The organism is Halomonas sp. CKK8, from assembly GCF_029625235.1.
Lineage (GTDB): Bacteria > Pseudomonadota > Gammaproteobacteria > Pseudomonadales > Halomonadaceae > Halomonas > Halomonas ventosae.
This window is the reverse complement of the sequence record NZ_CP121193.1, coordinates 1,687,276-1,703,456: the sequence shown is the minus strand read 5'-3', so window position 1 is coordinate 1,703,456 and position 16,181 is coordinate 1,687,276. Positions and strand designations below refer to the sequence as shown.

At 66.2% G+C, this 16,181-nt stretch carries 21 protein-coding genes; all 21 read right to left on the bottom strand.

All coding sequences use genetic code 11. From position 1 onward, the window contains the following. Positions 1-4: 4 nt before the first annotated feature. Positions 5-406 (bottom strand): hypothetical protein, encoded by a 402-nt coding sequence (locus tag P8934_RS08205; protein ID WP_278033746.1) that lies wholly within the window; start codon positions 404-406, stop codon positions 5-7. Between the two features lie 12 nt (positions 407-418). Continuing rightward, a complete protein-coding gene (locus tag P8934_RS08200; RefSeq protein ID WP_278033745.1) occupies positions 419-3,850 on the bottom strand; it encodes a hypothetical protein in 3,432 nt (1,143 codons plus the stop codon). A gap of 65 nt (positions 3,851-3,915) precedes the next feature. Beyond that, positions 3,916-4,380: a hypothetical protein gene (locus P8934_RS08195; RefSeq protein ID WP_278033744.1), complete on the bottom strand. Its 465-nt coding sequence runs from the start codon at positions 4,378-4,380 to the stop codon at positions 3,916-3,918. A 77-nt stretch (positions 4,381-4,457) separates the two neighbouring features. Beyond that, the gene (locus tag P8934_RS08190) at positions 4,458-4,607 is read right to left on the bottom strand and encodes a hypothetical protein (protein ID WP_278033743.1); all 150 of its coding nucleotides are present in this window, start codon (positions 4,605-4,607) and stop codon (positions 4,458-4,460) included. 65 nt (positions 4,608-4,672) lie between these two features. After that, positions 4,673-5,425, bottom strand: a complete 753-nt coding sequence (locus P8934_RS08185; protein ID WP_278033742.1) for a hypothetical protein — start codon at positions 5,423-5,425, stop codon at positions 4,673-4,675. 6 nt (positions 5,426-5,431) lie between these two features. Then, positions 5,432-5,878 (bottom strand): hypothetical protein, encoded by a 447-nt coding sequence (locus tag P8934_RS08180; protein ID WP_278033741.1) that lies wholly within the window; start codon positions 5,876-5,878, stop codon positions 5,432-5,434. Further along, positions 5,875-6,459: a hypothetical protein gene (locus P8934_RS08175; RefSeq protein ID WP_278033740.1), complete on the bottom strand. Its 585-nt coding sequence runs from the start codon at positions 6,457-6,459 to the stop codon at positions 5,875-5,877. Before P8934_RS08175 ends, P8934_RS08180 begins: the two co-directional genes overlap by 4 nt. A gap of 14 nt (positions 6,460-6,473) precedes the next feature. Then, positions 6,474-7,022, bottom strand: a complete 549-nt coding sequence (locus tag P8934_RS08170) for a hypothetical protein (protein WP_278033739.1) — start codon at positions 7,020-7,022, stop codon at positions 6,474-6,476. A 3-nt stretch (positions 7,023-7,025) separates the two neighbouring features. Then, positions 7,026-7,586, bottom strand: a complete 561-nt coding sequence (locus tag P8934_RS08165; protein ID WP_278033738.1) for a head-tail connector protein — start codon at positions 7,584-7,586, stop codon at positions 7,026-7,028. Positions 7,587-7,637: 51 nt separating this feature from the next. After that, positions 7,638-7,862 carry a hypothetical protein gene (locus tag P8934_RS08160; protein WP_278033737.1) on the bottom strand — a complete coding sequence of 75 codons (225 nt, stop codon included), beginning with the start codon at positions 7,860-7,862 and terminating at the stop codon, positions 7,638-7,640. An 81-nt stretch (positions 7,863-7,943) separates the two neighbouring features. Next, a complete protein-coding gene (locus P8934_RS08155) occupies positions 7,944-9,245 on the bottom strand; it encodes a phage major capsid protein (protein WP_278033736.1) in 1,302 nt (433 codons plus the stop codon). A gap of 70 nt (positions 9,246-9,315) precedes the next feature. Continuing rightward, positions 9,316-10,254: a S49 family peptidase gene (locus P8934_RS08150; protein ID WP_278033735.1), complete on the bottom strand. Its 939-nt coding sequence runs from the start codon at positions 10,252-10,254 to the stop codon at positions 9,316-9,318. Next, positions 10,251-11,513: a phage portal protein gene (locus P8934_RS08145; RefSeq protein ID WP_278033734.1), complete on the bottom strand. Its 1,263-nt coding sequence runs from the start codon at positions 11,511-11,513 to the stop codon at positions 10,251-10,253. Before P8934_RS08145 ends, P8934_RS08150 begins: the two co-directional genes overlap by 4 nt. Further along, positions 11,513-11,698 (bottom strand): hypothetical protein, encoded by a 186-nt coding sequence (locus P8934_RS08140; RefSeq protein WP_278033733.1) that lies wholly within the window; start codon positions 11,696-11,698, stop codon positions 11,513-11,515. Before P8934_RS08140 ends, P8934_RS08145 begins: the two co-directional genes overlap by 1 nt. After that, on the bottom strand, positions 11,692-13,407 hold the full coding sequence (locus P8934_RS08135; protein WP_278033732.1) for a terminase TerL endonuclease subunit: 1,716 nt from the start codon (positions 13,405-13,407) through the stop codon (positions 11,692-11,694). Before P8934_RS08135 ends, P8934_RS08140 begins: the two co-directional genes overlap by 7 nt. Before the next feature lie 6 nt (positions 13,408-13,413). Further along, a complete protein-coding gene (locus tag P8934_RS08130; RefSeq protein ID WP_278033731.1) occupies positions 13,414-13,884 on the bottom strand; it encodes a phage terminase small subunit P27 family in 471 nt (156 codons plus the stop codon). 126 nt (positions 13,885-14,010) lie between these two features. After that, positions 14,011-14,385: an HNH endonuclease signature motif containing protein gene (locus P8934_RS08125; protein ID WP_278033730.1), complete on the bottom strand. Its 375-nt coding sequence runs from the start codon at positions 14,383-14,385 to the stop codon at positions 14,011-14,013. A 6-nt stretch (positions 14,386-14,391) separates the two neighbouring features. After that, positions 14,392-14,520 carry a hypothetical protein gene (locus P8934_RS08120; protein ID WP_278033729.1) on the bottom strand — a complete coding sequence of 43 codons (129 nt, stop codon included), beginning with the start codon at positions 14,518-14,520 and terminating at the stop codon, positions 14,392-14,394. A gap of 169 nt (positions 14,521-14,689) precedes the next feature. Continuing rightward, positions 14,690-15,091 (bottom strand): hypothetical protein, encoded by a 402-nt coding sequence (locus tag P8934_RS08115; protein ID WP_278033728.1) that lies wholly within the window; start codon positions 15,089-15,091, stop codon positions 14,690-14,692. After that, entirely contained in the window at positions 15,088-15,411 is a 324-nt protein-coding gene (locus tag P8934_RS08110) for a phage holin, lambda family (RefSeq protein WP_278033727.1), read from the bottom strand. Before P8934_RS08110 ends, P8934_RS08115 begins: the two co-directional genes overlap by 4 nt. A 56-nt stretch (positions 15,412-15,467) precedes the next feature. Beyond that, positions 15,468-16,007: a glycoside hydrolase family 104 protein gene (locus tag P8934_RS08105; RefSeq protein WP_278033726.1), complete on the bottom strand. Its 540-nt coding sequence runs from the start codon at positions 16,005-16,007 to the stop codon at positions 15,468-15,470. Positions 16,008-16,181 lie beyond the last annotated feature (174 nt).

Below are 16,181 nucleotides of genomic sequence, written 5' to 3'. Positions count from 1 at the left end.
GGGGCTAGATCTCCTGGAACCGCAGGGTGATGAGATAGGGATGGGTGCCGTCGGGGTCGGCGAGGCGGTAAACCGGTGTGGCCTCCAGCGGCTGAGCGTTGCCAGCCCGGCGCCAGGTCACCTCGAAGGGTCGGCCGTGGATGTCGAGCGTCATCGGCGCGACCGCTTCGAGCAGCGCCTGCAGGGCCTGCACCTGAGCGCGGGGGAACCAACTCGCGCCCTGGCTTGCCAGGGTGATGGGGCGGCCACTCTGGCGGGTGCTGTGGTGGATGATCAGCGCGCCGCTCAGGGTGCGCTGCTCGGCGGCGGCCACCGGGCTCCAGTCGAACTCGTCCGGCCAGGCGAGATCTTCCGGCAGCGTGATGACGCCGCCGGCCCCGTCGTTGGGATAGCTCAGGGTGATCATGGGGATCCTCGGTCAGTGCACGCGCTTGGCGTCTCGGCCCAGGGCCGCGAGCAGGGCATCGGCCTCGCTCTGGCTGTCGGCATAGACGGTGGCGGTACCGGTCTCGCTCGTGATGTCGATGGCGATGCGCTGGGTAGGCTGGGCAGGGGTAGCGGGCTGAGGCTGGCTGGCCGTGCTTGGCTGGGTGCCGGTGGCCACCCGGCGCTGCTCTTCACGCGCCTGATTCACGGCCAGCTGTTCGCGCTCACGCTCTTCGGCGCGGATATTGTCGAGACGCTTCTGGTGGATCTCATCAGCCAGGCGCAGCGCTTTGCGTGCGGCCTGCTGTGCGTCCTCGTCGCCGGCGGCGCGGGCCGCGTTCAGTTGGTTCTGAAGCTCGAGCCGTTGGCGGTCATACCGCAGCTCCTGCACGCGCGCCTGGTCCCCCTCCAGTTGAGCAAGCTGCTCCTGCATGCTGGCGATGCTGGATTCCAGCGAGTCGTTGAGGCGCTGGCTGGCCTGCTCGGCCCGCTCCATGGCGCGGGTCTGCTCATCCACGGCATCGGCATGATCGCGGCTGCTGTCGGCGGCTTCCTTCTCGGCTGCCGCCGCCTCACGGGCCTGCTGCGCCACGGCTTTCCAGGCGGCGCGCACGCCGCCGGCGGCATTGGCCGCGGCTCCCTGGATCTGCTGCAGGCTGAGACGCACGCTGTTACCGGCCTCGGCGTTCTTCTCCTGCTCTTCCGCCGACTCCTTGGCGGCATCGCTGACCTTCTTCAGCGCATCGACCGCGCCGTCACTGCCCTCCTCCAGGCCCCTGAAGGCCTCCTGCCAAGCGGCCAGCCACTGGCCGGCGCCCTCCACGCCGTCATCGACCATCTCGCGGATGTTGTCGAGGAAGGCCTCGCGCGCCTCGGGGCTGTCGAGGTTCTCCCAGGTGGCCTGGAAGGCGTCCTGAAGCTGCTCGCCGGTGAGCTCGCCGGAGCGGGCCAGGGTCTCGAAGCCCTCGATCGCCTCGGCGGCGCTGTCGCTGACGCCGGTGCGCAGCTCCTCCAGGGTCATGCCGATGGCATCGGCGGCGTCCTGCATGGCGCGGGCGTTGTTGTTCGCCTCGCGGGTCACACCGGCCAGCTCGATCCTGAGGCCCGATAGCTTGCCCTCCAGGGCCTGCACTTTCTGGGCGTACTCGCCAGAGAGGTCGTCCTTCAGGCGCTGCTGGTACTTGGCGATCTCCAGCTCGGTCGCGCGAATCTCGTCGCGCAGTTTCTTCTGCCGCTGGGCATTGTCCGCCGCCGCCTTGGCGATGCTGATCGCCGACGCCACGGCGGTGGCACTGACCTCCTTCTGCTGGTCGGCGGCCTTCTTCGTCTCTTCCGCCGACCGCTTGGCGGCCTTGCCGCTGTTATCGAAGGCGGTGACGGCATCCTTGCCGGCCTCGAGCGTCTGCCTGCCATAGTCCACCGTCTGGGCGGCGAGATCCCTGACAGCCTGCCGGGCACTGGCGGAGCGTGCCTCGATCCCACGCATGGTCTCGTCACTGACGAGGCCCAAGCGGTTGAGACCACTGGCCACCAGCTCGATTCGCGACATGATTCCGGCGATCACCCCGGCGACCACGGTGAGCACGCCGGCGGCAACTGTCTGAATGCCGCGGAAGGCGGCCACGAAGCTGTTCCCCAGGAACTGGGCGGTATCGATCAACCCCTGCAGCGACTGCCCCACCTGGGTGCTGTTGGAGATGACGTACTCCATCCAGCGCTGGGTGGTCTGGATCAGCCCCCGGAACACCTGGGCCATGTCGTCGATCAGCCCGGGGTTGTCCTTGAGCAAGTCATCGAAGGAGCCGGCCAGCTCATTCACCGCCGGCGAGACCTCGCCAAGCAGGCGGTTGCGCAGCCCCTGCAAACGGCCCTGCAGGCGGTCGATGGCAGCATTGGTGGCCTTGAGGTTCTCGATGTCCTCGGGAGACAGGATGGCCCCGACCTGGTTGGCCTCGTCAGTCAGCTCGCGCAGGCCGGCGGCGTTGTCGCGCAGCAGCGGCAGCAGCAGGCTGGCATCGTTGGCCAGGCTCTCCATCACGTTGACCTGGCTGGCCTGGGGCAGGCTGTCCAGGGCGTTGGCAATGGCCAGCAGCTGCTGATCCGGGCTCAGGGTGATCAACTCATCCAGTGAGAGGCCCAGGGCGTCGATGGCATCCTTCGCCTCGCCGCCGCCGTTGGTGTAGGCGTCGCCGATCTTGTCGGCCACGTCCTTGAGCAGGTCGCCGGTCTTGTCGGCGTCGATGCCCACCCGCGAGAAGCCATACTGCAGCTCCTGGAGGCGCTGGGCGTTGACGTCGATCGCATCAGAGGTGTTGTCGATCTGCTGGGCCAGCTCACCCTGGGCGGCGGTGTAGCGGGTCAACAGGCCCACCGAGAGCGCCGCACCGGCGGCGACCCCCGCGGCGGCCCACTTGCCGAAGCTGACGACGCCGGAGGCGAGCGACTTGCCGAAGCGCTTCAGGCTGCCGTCCGTCTGGTCGACCTGCTGGCGATACTCGCGCAGGCTGCCCTTGAGCTGATCGACAGAACCCTCGAGCTGCTGGGATTCCACGTCGAGACGCTGCTGCTCGTCGGCCAGGTTGTCGACGTTGATGCCGGCCTCGCGGGCGTCGGTACTGAGCTCGTCCAGTGCCTTGCCCTGGCGCTGAAAGCTGGTGCTGGCCTTGTCCGCAGCGGTCTCGGCGCGGTCGAGCTCCTTGCCCTGCCGGGCGAAGGCGCGCTCGCTTTCCTTCAGGTCGCGATTGAGGTCGCGGCTCTCGTCGCGGTAGTCCTCCCAGCTCTGCTTGGCGCTGTCCACGGCGGTGCGCTGCTGGGTCAGCTCGTCACGCAGGGTGCTGAGGGTGCCGGCCTGCTGCTGGTAACTCTGGCGCGCCTGATCGGCGGCGCCGCGGGCCTCGTTCAGCTGGCGAGCCTGCTCCTCGGTGGCGCCACCGCTGGCCTCGATAGCCTGCTCGAGGTCTTTCACCCGCTGGGCGGCATCGCGCCACGCCTGGCGGGCGCCGGTGGTGCTCTCCTGCACGCCCTTGTACTGGGTCTGCAGGGCCTGCAGCTCGCGGCGCTGCTGCTGGTAGGCCTGGCTGGCCTGCTCGGCGGTGACGGCGGCCTGCTCGGCGGCCCGGCGCTGGGCTTCCACGCCCTGCGCGCTGTCATCGTAGACGCTGCGCAGACGCTCGGCCTCGCCCACCGCTTCGTTCATGGCCCGCTCGGCTTCACTGACCTTGCCCCGGGTCTGCTCCAGGGCATCGATCAGCTTGCGCTGCTGGCTGAGCGAGGACATCGCCTCGTTGAGCTTCTCGACATCCGCCGAGGCGGAAGTGGTGTCCGCCCCCACCTCGTCAAGCTCGCCGAGCAGTTTGCCGATGTCCTGCAGGCCATCGACCGCGGCACTGATGCGCAGCTGGATGTCGTTCTGGTTCTGGGCCATGGGTCACCGTGCAGGCAAAGAAAAGCCCCGCACGGTGGCGGGGCTCGGAAATCGTGTGGGTGTCGCTATGGGTCGCGTTGCTGCATGCGTCGCCGGAATTCGGCAGAGGCGTTTTCGTCTGGTTCAGCTCGCTCGACGTTTTCCCCTGGTACGTCGACAGCGCTCATGCCTGATAGCGATGGCTCGAGCCGGCTTGGTTCCTGTGCGTCACTCTTTCCAGCGATGGTTTTACACTGTGGGCAGATACGTGCAGTGGGATGCTTGAGTGTCATGCATTTAGAGCAGCGTCGACTTTTTCCCGACCGAATGGCCCGCTCGTCCAATACCGACTGGTTCACCGGCTGAGCGATCACATAAAGCATCCCGATCAGCGGGGTGCCGAAGAAACCGATAAAACCTGCCACGATCATCGAATTGCCACGGCTGTATACGGCCAACAGCACTGCCAGCCACGGCACCACTACCAGGAAAATTAGCCACCACCCGGCCATCTGGCCGATGGCGTAAAACGCATTCGGTTCCGTTTCCATCTTCCACCTCCTTCAGTTCCCTGAAGGCAGGTTACAACCCGTAACCCAGCCCCGCCACTTGGCGGGGCCGGGGATCGTCACACCTTGTGGTGCTTCTTCAGGCGCTCGACCTGATCTTGACGCACGGCGATCTCGTCGCCTGCCTTGAAGCCCTTGCCACCGTGGGTATGCGGCTTCTGAAGTGTGACCTTGATGAGGTCGCTGGCTTTCGCCTTGGTGTCAGTCATGGCTTACGTCTCCGGTATGGAATCGCTTACGCCCGGGTCATCCCGGGCGCACGTGGCTGGGTGGCTTAGTCGTACATGTCCATGGTGTACGGGCTGTCCTTGCCTTCCAGGGTGACCAGCGAGCCGGTGAGCTGGCCGGAGATGAACTCGCGGCCCATCAGCTCGGTGGCCTGGTCGGAGCTGAGCACCACGCGGTCGATCTGCACCCGGCAGCGCTTGTTGGTGGCGAGGTTGACGCCCTCGACCAGCACGAAGCGCGGCTTGGAGATCTCCGAGGCGCCGAGCACCCGGGTGCCGGTGGCGGCATCGGTATCGTAGTCGATGGTGACGTCGGTGGCCGCGGCGGTGGTGTTGGCCTTCACCAGACCAGCGGCGTGGTCGATCTCGCAGTCGGCGGTGATGTCGGTGCTGCCGGCCGTCTCGGTGACGGTGACCGAACCGCTGGAGAGGTTCGAGCCGGCAAGCTTGATCCACAGCCCCTCTTCCAGGGTGTGGGCCTCACCGGTGACGGTGTCGGCGGCATCGTCGATCGCCACGGTGGTACCGGCCAGGGCCTCGGCCAGCATGATCGCCGGCAGCGAGTCGAACTGGATGGTGAGGTTGGCGGCCTCGTTGGGCAGGTTCACGGCGTCGAGCGTCTGCCCGTAGGTGCTCTTCTTGTAGCTCTGTCGCTCGATGGTCTCGACGGTGTTGGGCGTGATGGCGAGCGACGGCACGTTGATGGGGCCGCTGAGGGCGCCGACGTTGCCGTCCGAGTCGACCTCGCCCATGAAGACGTCGCCGGCGACGATCAGGCCGGTATCGGTATAGCCAGACATAGCGGATTACCTCTCGCTGGTGTAGGTGATGGTGACGGGCAGGTAGATGGGCACGATGCGACTGCCCAGGTCGGCATCGTCGAGGGCGGCAACGCCCGTGGAGATCTCCACCGCGAGGCGGTCGAGCTTGATCTTCTCGCCGGTGTACAGGGCCCGGTAGAGGTCATCGAGCAGGGCATCCTGGCGCTGGCGTGCCCCTTCGCCGCCCTTCAGGTAGGCGTCGATCTGCAGGGTGCGGGCTTCGCTCCTCGCCCCGCCGGCCACCACGCTGGTGATCGCGTTCTCGAGGTTGCGCAGGTGCAGCACCGGCAGGCTGGTGTCGTGCTGGATGTCGACCTGCGGCTTGTCGCTCTCGATGTGGGCCAGGTCGGTGAAGTAGCCGTTGGCGGTGCTGATCGCCTCGAGGCGATCGAGCAGCTTGGCGACCACCTGGGTGCTCTTTGGCTGGCTCATCGTTTTGCCCACTCCTTGTTGAACCGGCTGATGAACTTGCCATCCACGCCGGTGGCGATCTCGCTACGCAGCCGGTCGTTGACCTGATGGTTCCAGTGGTTCTTCAGGCCCCAGCCGGCGGCGCGGCGGATGCGATCCGTGTTGCCCTTGCGGTACCGGGTCAGCGGCACACCACGCCCCTTGGGGTTCACGAAGCCCCACACGCGCATGCGGGTGCCGCCCTTGCGGACCCAGATGCTGGCCCGGGTGCCGGTGCTGTCGGTCTGGCGGGTCTCGTACTGCCAGTTCTTGAAGCGCACCGGGCGGCGGCTGAGCTTGAGCTCGGCGAAGGCCCGGCCCTCGCTGGCCTTGGCCTTGCTGATGCTGATGCGTTTGGCGACCTCGCCCTTCTTCACGCCGCCGTCCTGGCTGATGCGGCCGACCAGGGCGGTGCGGGTCTCGGCGGCCTGCTCGTTCACCGCCCCGGCGATGGCCCGGCGGGTGGCGGCAGGCAGCGCCTTGAAGGCCTTCTTGCTCTCGGCGAGCCCGCCGACCTCGATGCCCTTGGGCAGCTTGCTGTTCCTGCCTCTGGCGCGTGCCATATCGGCTCCTGCGATCAGCCCGGAATGGTGAACAGCTGGACGGTGATGCCGTCGTCGGTGCCCTCGACCTGGCCGACGATCTCAAGCGACAGCCCGGCGATCTGGATCAGGTCGCCGCCCTCGGCCCAGGGCCAGGTCAGCTGCGGCTGGATGACCTCCACCAGGTGGCGCGGCTCGTTGGCCTGGCCGACGAAGACGTTCTCGCGCAGCAGGAAGGCCTCGATGGCGTAACCGATGCCAGTGGCGAAAGGCACGTAGCTGGCCGGCACGCCCTGCAGGCGGCGGGCGGCGATCTCCACCACCGTGCGCGCCGGGTCGATGGCCTCGATGATGAACAGCGCCCCGTCGCGGCGCTCGATCAGCTGGCCCACCTGCAGGCCGGACCGCGGGCGCATGCGCACCAGGGTGGCCCCGGGGGCGCGGATGCCCTGCTGCTCGGCTCGCCCGGCGCTCTTGGGCTCGACAAACTCGGCCCAGGCCTGGCCGGCCTCGGGCCAGCTGGGCGGGTGGCCATGGCGGGCGCCGCGCAGGGTGACGAGCTGATTGAGTCGTCCAATTCGCATGGCTCAGCCCACCGAATGAATGACGTAGGGCGCCAGCAGCATCTCGACGCTCAGGGGGACCGCGCTGCTGATGGTGCCAATGACGACCGCCTCGCGGTTCTCGTAGAAATGGCCGACCAGTAGCAGCAGCGCCGCTCTGATGTCCGCCGGCAGCTCGGCAGCGCCAGCGGTAGCGGTGATCGACACGCACTCGGGTTCGTCCGTGGTGGATGGCCACAGGCTGCCCCACTGCGGCGCCAGCCGGGGGTAGATCGGCCGGGTGTCGAGGCGCAGGGTCTCGGCAGCCAGTGACTGCTCGATGCCATCTGGATCGACGTAATCGAGTGACTCGATGGCCTCGACGGGCGTCCACGGCAGCTCGATCGCCTGGCTGCCGGCCGGGAAGCCATCCAGCACCAGCGTCTTCGAGCGCGTCTCCAGCGTGGTGCGGGTCACCTCTTCTGCGTGGCGATAGGCGGCACTGATCAAGCCCTGGATGTGAGCATCCTCGGCGGTGTAACTCTCCGCCTCGTCCAGGCTTGTGATCAGGCGCAAGTGAAGCTTGGCCTCGGCGAGTGTGATCATGGGCGCGCTCGGTCAGTGTTGGGGTTGCCGCCCGGGTGGGCGGCAACGGGGTCAGGTCTTGTCGGCGCCTTCGGTGCCCTTGGCACTACCCTGCTTGGTATCGGCCGAGGTCTCGGCGTCCTTGGCCTGGGCACTGCGCACGGCGAGCTTGCGCTCCTCGAGCTGCTTGGCGCGCTCGGGCTCGAATCCGGCGCGGTCGCCCCGGGTATAGCGTCCCCAGGGCTTGCGGAAGGTCATCGAGACCAGCTTGCGGTCGTTCTGCTTGGTGGTGGCCATGGTGTGGCTCCTTAGAAATGGGGTCCGGATACAACGCCGGCCGCACTCAGGCGGCCGGTGTCAGGGTGGGCGGCGCTCGGCTTACCAAGGCACCTCGGTACCCAGCACCAGGCCTTCGGGATGGCGGAAGGCCACGTCGTGCTCCTTCACCACCCGCAGCAGCGACTGGTTGCGCGAGAAGGCGCTGACCAGGTTGTCGCTGGCGTCCTTGTAGGTGGCCTCGCGGCTGAAGTCGATGGTCATCATGTCGCTCTCGCCGATGACCACGTCGTTCCAGTCGGCGAAGAAAATCTCGGTCTCGTCGTTGTCGAGATCGCCCGAGGTGTCGAGGTTGGTGGGGATGGTCGTGGTGTGCTTGATCGGCCAGCCCTTGAGTTCGCCCTGGGCCATCTCGGGGTAGACCTTGTTGCCGTTGCCGTCGCGCAGGCCGAACAGCTTCATGTAGGTGCGCGGCGACAGCGCCCAGCCGGGCTGCAGCAGCAGACTGTCGCTCTCCATCAGTGTCAGGATCAGGCGGTCGAGGTAGGCATCGATGGCGGCCATGTCGCTGGCATCGGCGCTGTTCCACGCCACGAGCCGGCCTTCGTCGGCACAGATCTTGGCGAAGCCGGTGGGGGTGTCGGTGGTGCCATCGTCACGCAGGAAGGCCTTGTCCTCGCGCACCGCCATGGAGGCGATCATGTCGTTGAGGAACAGCTGCTCGACGTTGAAGCCGGCGCGACCGATCAGCTGGTTGGAGAACGGCACCAGGGTGATCATGGTCTTGGCCTGCAGCGCGACGTCGTCGGTGCTGCCCTCGGAAGCCAGCACATCGGCGCCTTCACCGACGTAGCTGGAGGTCGCCCCGGAGGCCATGCGCGGGATGCTGAGGTTTCCATTGGGCAGCGGCATGGTCTGGGCGCCGAGGCCGCGGACAACGGTGCGCGGGCGCAGCAGCTCGATGACCTCGTCGTGCAGGTTCTGGGGAATCAGCGAACCACCGGAGCCGGCGCTGGTCTCGATGGCCATGGCGACGTCGGCATCGCCGATTTCACCCGAGGCGAACTTGGCAGCCAGCTGCAGGTCGCCCTTCCCGGCGGCGACAGCCATAGCCATGCGTGCGACCTTGGCCCCGGTGTACTGCTTGAGCTCGGGCTTGGTGTGCACCGCCGGGGCCCGGTTGCCGTAGTTCTCCACCGGCTGGGAAGCGGTGGCGTTCATGCGCTCCACGGCTTCAGCACGCGTCAGCTGCTCGCTGAGCTTGTCGAACTGGCCGGCGAGTTGCTCGAACTGCTCGAGCTGCTCGGCGTTGAGCTCGCCGTTCTCGGTCTCCAGCTTGGCCAGCTCCTGCACCTGGGCATTCACCTCGGCGCGCTGGCGGCGGAGTTCTTCAATGGTAGGCATGGTGTTACCTCTTTCGGTTGGGCACGAAAAAGGCGGCCGTGGCCGCCTGGGGTGTCGCTCCGCCGCGTGGCTAGAGCCGACAGCTGGTGTCCAGCGCGCGGGCCTGGGCCTGAATGCGCCGGCTGTTTCGGGTGGTCGAGGGTGGACTCTGGCTGGTGTAGGCCTGGGCGATGGCGTCAATGGCGTCCTGTGCCGGGGCGATGTCGTCGATCAGCTTGGCGGCCAGGGCGTCCTTGGCGGTGTAGAGCCGGGCTTCGGTCGCCATCACGTCGCTGACCGAGAGCCCGCGGTAACTGGCCACGGATTCGGTGAAGGTGGCATAGGCGTCGTCGAGCTTGCTGTTGATCTCCTGGATGGCCTGGTCGGTGATCGGCTCGTGAGGCGAGAGGTTGTTCTTGTGATCGCCGCGGAAGAAGGTGTTGAAGGTGATGCCCATCTCCTCTTCCATACGGCTGATCTCGTAGGTCTCGATGATCACGCCGATGGAGCCGACGCCGGCGGTGGGGCTGGCGATGATCCGGGTGCAGGCCGCGGCCATGAAGTAGCCGGCCGAGTAGGCGGCGAAGTTGACTAGGGCGGTGATCGGCTTGATGGCGGTGCTGGCCCGGATGAAGTCGCCCATCTCCTTGCAGCCCATGGCCTGGCCGCCACCGGTGTGGAAGTCGAGCACGATTTCCTCGACTAGCTCGTGATTGAGGGCCGCGGTGATCTGCCCACGCAGGCGCTCATAGCTGAGGATTTCCTCGCAGGCGCCGTTGATCTGGCCGCGGCGGGCGACCAGCACGCCATGCACGGGGATGATGGCGAGCCGCCCCACCACTTGCAGGCGCTGCATCTCGCGCTCTTCGTCGCCGCCCAGGCCGAGGCTCTGCGGCAGGTCGTGGGTGCGGCCCAGCAGGCGGGGCTCGAGCACCGAGCGCACGGCCTGCACCAGGGTCGGCGTCGCATACAGCGGGGTGTTGAACACCATCGAGGCAATATGCGGGTAGTTGATCATGGCGTGGCTCATTGAAGGATCTCCTGGATAGCCTGGAGCTGATCGGGGGTGGCGTTCAGGCTTTCGCCGGGGCGCTGGGAGTCGGTCATGTTCATCGGCGTGAGGTACTTGTCGCCGCCGGCGATGGGCGGCATGTTCTCCAGCCGGCGGATGTCGTTGACCGACAGCCAGCCCCACTGGCGGCCCAGGGCGTAGGCCTCGTAGCGACTCTTCTGGTCGCCGCGCAGCAGGCCGCCGACGTTGAACTCGATGTAGAGGTTCTTGCGCTCCTCGGGCAGCAGGAGGTCGCGCATCATGGCGGCCTCCTTGCGCTTGATCCACGGCAGCAAGGTGTAGATGACGTACTGCAGGCCCTGGTGCTCGATGTTGTTGAAGGTCGCCTTGTCGAGCTGCTGGATCATGTGCGGCGGCACCTTGTAGAGCCGACACACTTCGATGACGCCGAAGTTGCGCGACTCCAGCAGCTGGGCCTTCTCGTTGTCCATGGCCAGCTGCTTGTACTCCATGCCTTCCTGCAGCAAGGCCACGCTGAACATGTTGCGCAGGCCGGAGTGGCGTTCGGCGAACTTCTCCAGCAGGCGGTCGACCTTGGCCTGATCTTGGATCGGCGCCGCCTCTCGCGGGCGCTGGATCACCCCGGACATGGTGGTGCCGCGCTGAAAGACGGCGGCGGCATGTTGCTCGGTGGCCAGGGCCAGGCCGATGGCGTCGGCGTTAGTGGCAATCGGCGACAGGCCGACGAAACCGTCGATGGAGAACGCCTTGACGTGGTGCATCATGCGCATCGGCACGATCTCGTCGGCGTGCTCAAGCAGCTGGTAGTAGGGCATGCCGTCCGGCCCCTTGAGCACCCGCACCTTCTTGGGGTGCACGGGGATCAGCTCGCGCGGATAGCCGGCGCCGTCGCGATCGATCAGCGAGAACTCATTGCCCTCCAGCGTCAGTGCGCCCATGCCCTGCTCGTAATACTCGAACGAGGTGTCCTTGCGATTGGGCTGGCTGTGAATCAGGTCATAGAGCGGGTGATCCACGGCTCGGGCTCGGCCGCCGTTATCGTCGCGACGGTAGAGCTCGCAAGGCAACTGGGCGACCGATTCGGCCAGCAGGGTCACACAGGCGCGCAGGGCACCGACGGCCAACGCGGTCTCGGTGTTGACCATGGTGCCGGCTGAGCTCTGGCGGCCGACCACCGAGCTGACCCAGCCTGACCAGTCGACGTTCTTGCGCTGCTGGCCGCTAGCGGCGGAAGTGAACATGTTGGGCCAGAACATCAGCGGTCACCCTCTTCGGTGGGCGGTGTCTGCCGTGCTCCAGCCCGGGCGGCCAGCCACGACCAGGCCAGGCACAGCACGCCGGCGACGATGTAGCCGGCGGCAGGCGCCAGCAGCCAGGCGCCGAAGGCGACCAGGGCGGCGCCGACCAGGCCGACGAGAAAGGTGACGAAGGGAATCAGCATGTGACGTCCGTGGTGTCGTAGATGGATTCGTCGGGCTCTTGGCCTTCTGCGGTGATGGCGCGGCCCAGGGCCATGAGGATGGCGATGATGCCGTCGATCTTGTTCTCGGGCTTTTCCTTGCGCGGGTAGATGTTGTCCTTGGCGTCGGCCTTGGCCACGACGTTGCTGGCCATCCAAGTCAGCACCGGGTCGCAGGGGTGGCGCCAGCGGCCACCGGTGATGGCGGCCTCCATCTCGCGCATGGCCGGAGACATGTTCTGCACGGTGTTGCGGTACTCGATGATCGCGGCGCCGTCGCTCATCAACTGGTGCGCCAGCTGGGTGGCGCGCCAGGGGTCGTAGGCGATTTCCTGTATCTCGAACAGGCTGGCGAGGTCCTTGATGTCCTCGCGGATGACCTCGAAGTCGAGCTCCTCGCCATCGGTGGTGAGCAGATCGCCGCTGTTGACCCAGCTCTCGTAGGCGGCCTTGTTGTTGCTGGCCCGCTCCACGGCGCCCTCGGGCAGGTAGCTGCGCACGAAGACGGTCCAGCGCGTCTTGAGACGGCCTTTCTTGTCCTCGACCTCGTCACGGAACAGCAGTGCGATGGCGGCGATGTCGGTCTTGCTGGCCAGGTCGACACCCAGCCAGCACGGCTTGCCGATGAAATCCTCGATCTTCAGCGAGGCGTCACCGACGGCATGCCATTCGGCCATGTTCAGCCAGGCACTGCGGGCGCTGACCCAGACGTTGAGGTGCTTGGTCAGGAACGAGTTCTGCCGGCTGGGGTAGCGGATGGCGTCGCGCTGTGCCTTGAGCAGGAATTCCTCGGAGACCGAGATGCCGAAGTTGGGGTTGGCCTTGCGCAGTACCGCCGGATCCTGCCAGCTGTCGCCCTCGTCGATGGTGTAGATGATGCCGAACAGCTCGGCATTGGGTAGCGCCCCGTCGAGCATCTGCTGCACCTGGCGGCGCTTGTCGTAGCAGGGGCCCGCCAGATTGAAGCCGGCCGTGGTGATGATGAACATCAGCGGCTGGTCCCGGGAGCCCATGCCAGTCGCCATGGTGTCGTAGAGGCTCGGTGACTGGTGCTCATGGAACTCGTCGACCAGGGCACAGCTCGGCGACGAGCCATCACCCGGGTCGCCGATCAAGGGCTCGAGGCGTGAGCCGTCCTCCGGGATCGAGACGTTCTTGGCCATGATCTCGATGCCCGCTGCGCTGACCAGCGCTGGCGACTTCATCAGCATCAAGCGAGCGGGCCGGAACACTTCCCAAGCCTGCTTTTCAGTGGTGGCGCCACAGTAGACCTCGGCGCCGTACTCACCATCGGCGGCGAGCATGTAGTTGGCGATGGCCGCGGCAATGACCGACTTGCCGTTCTTGCGCTCGACCTCGATGTAAGCCTCGGTGAAGCGGCGCATGCCGGTGCGCTTCTTCAGCCAGCCAAAGATTGCGCAGACGATGAACAGCTGCCACGGCTCGAGTTCGATCAGCCGCTTCTCACGCGCCCAGCGCCCCTTCGTGTGCGGGAGCAGCTGGATGAAGACGCAGGCCCGCTCAGCGGCCTCGCGATCGAACCGGTACGGATACGACCGGGACTTCGCTGCCTTGGCGTCGTCCAGATGGCGCAGGCAGGCCTGCCGGACCTCCTTGCACGCCGGTATCCGGCCAGCCACCACGTCCCGGGCGTACTTGTTCGCGGCGTTGACGTTGGGGTAGCTGGCCATTGAGAGTCATCGCTTTTTGCCTACCAGGTCTTTGAAGGGGTTGGAGGCGTCCTTGGCGCCGGGCACGGCCAGCCGTGCCCGACTGGCGGGATCCAGACCCAAGGCGCTACCGAAGGTCACCATCTGCTTCAGGGATTCATTGGCCACGGTGCAGGCGGGATTCTTCACCTCTGAGTTCATGCCCATCACCGTGATGCCGTTCTTGGCGATGTCCTTCTCGGCGAGGCGCCAGCGCGCATAGGCGGCACAGTAGGCTTCCAGGTTGGCGAGATCGGACCCGGTGAGGATCTTGGAGCTGACCAGCCAGGGGGCGATCTTCTCCCACATCTCGATGCCGAGCGGCGAGAGCCACTCGGGTGGCAGCGGTACCTCGGTGATCTCGTCCCCCTGCGGCTCGTCATGATTGACCGCCCGCTTGCCGGCGTTGCCCTGTACCGCCTTCAGATGGCTGGGCTTGGGTTTGCGACCTCTTGTCATCTGCGAACCTTCCCGAATGCGAGCAATTCCCGCCAACCTGATTTTTCAATTTCGCGGGTGTAAGAAACTGCCGAAGGCTTGCGGTCGACCCCCTGAAAGGCTGTAGGGATTGCACCCCCCCTCCCCTCAGGAGTCCTGTCCACGGGCGCGCAACGCCTCCTGCTGGGTCTTCGCTTGGTGGCAGGCCCGGCAGATGCACTGCAGGTTGTCGTGGCTGTTGGTGCCGCCCTCGGCCTTAGGAACGATGTGGTCCACTGCATCGAACGAGGTGATACGCCCCACCTGCCGGCAGGGCTGGCACAGCCCGCCATCACGCCTGATCACTACCTGTCGTAACTTTTTCCAGTGGGCACCGTACCCACGCGCCGAGGAGCTCTTGCCCTGCTGGGTACGCTGCCAGCCGGTTGCCAGATGCGCATGCTCCTCGCAGTAGCCGTGACGGTCAGTGGTCTTGCCCCCGCATGCTGGAGCACGGCATGGGCGCGGCGGACGTGATGGCATCGCGGTCTATCCTCGGCGGTGATGCTCGCGCCAGTGCTGGTGGATGGTGACCAATGCCCATGCACCTACCAGGGCGACCAGACAGGCGCCGGCGAGCAGGTCACGGCAGCGCTGTATGACGCGCGGGCGTGTCATGGTTCAGTCCTCGTCGTCCTGATCCTTGAGCCCCTGCAAGATCATAAGCACGCTAGCCCGATCCGCATTGGCACGACGGCGCAGCGCCTCATACTCGGCCAACAGGTCGAGAAGGCTGCGATTGTCCGTCACCGTGGCACCAGGTGCCGGCAAGGGTGACAACAGGTGATCAGGGATGCTCGGCGTCAGGATCTCCGGCGCCGGCGGCGGGGAGGTCGCGCACCCAGCGACGAACAGGATCAGGCACAGGCTGATCACTCCAGTCGGCAGTCGCGGCATCACTGCGCTCCAGGTTGTCGAGCTCAGCCTGGCTCGCCCGAATCTCACGGGTGATGGTGGCCAGCTGCTCGTCGCGGATGGTCAGCGCCTCACGGGTAGCGGCCAGCTGGTCACGCTGCCACTCCATGCCACGCTGCAGGGCCTCGGCACGCAGCTCGGCGCGCTCCACACGCTCCATTGCCCTGTCGCGCTCAGTTTCGTAACGCATGGACTGCATGCCCTGATAGACCGCCACGCCGATCAACAGCGCCAGCAGCCAGGGCGTCACGCTGGTGAGGAGGCGAGTGATCACTTGAGCCACCGACCGATGATCGAGTCGTAGACCATCTCCAGTTTGTCGCGCAGCCACTCCACGCCCAGGAAGGCGATGGATGCGCCGCCAGCCACTGCCAGATTCTGAGGCAACCCGAAGTAGTGCAGCACCGGGACCAGGGCCAGGGTCAGGCAGCCGCACAGCACGGCTTCCAGGAACGACTTCATAGGCCGCCCTCCTGCATGCAGAGCGCGGACCAGAGCGATGACCATCGCAAGACCGGCGGCATAGACCTGAGGCCAGTAGCTCGCGAGGGCGGACAGCAGCGCCTGCCAGTTGTTCGGGTCGCGGCTGGGCATGGGGTATGACTCTTCTGCGGATTCATCATCTGGCCACTCCTGGGCGGCCCTGCGTATTACGTTTGATCGTTATCGTTTCCGCCTGCCTGGCGGTAGATAGCCAGCAGCTCGTCAGTGGCCACCTCCCGCTGGCCGTAGCCTGCACCGGGCAAGCTGGCCCAGATACGGCGGCACGCATGGATGGCCTCTCGGATCCGACCATCGTGCACTAGGCCCAAGGCCCGGCACTGGCGGATCAGCTGGATGGCTCCTACGTCCTGACTGGCCGGGCTGAAGTCGCGCAGCCCGAATCGAGCGGCAAGGTCATCCCAAGTGCTGGCCAGGAACTGGTAACGCCCGGCAGCGCTGCTGCTGATCTCATAGGCCGGCAGGAAGACCAGACGGCGCGGGTGGTCGTGGTAGCTGTCGAACAGCTCTCCCCCGACCAGCACGTCATACCCGTCTTCATCGCCGAAGCGTGTGGTGCCCTCGGCATGCGCCAGCATGTCGAGGAAGGCGGCCACATTGCCCTTGTCGTCAGCAGCTGGATCGGCCGGCGGATCGAACGGCACGAGCTCGACCTCGCCCAGCCAGTCGACGGGAGCATGGGCAGACATGGCGAACCTCGGGAAGTGAAAAAACCAGCACTTGGGGCATGGCGACCCAGAGGCCGCTGATCGAATAGCTCTCTGCATCTGGTCTGCGGGAACACATTTAGCAACGTGGAGGGTTCCGACAGGATGCTGTAGCTCAACAGCAATCGCTTACATGACGTAGGATGGATTCCTCCT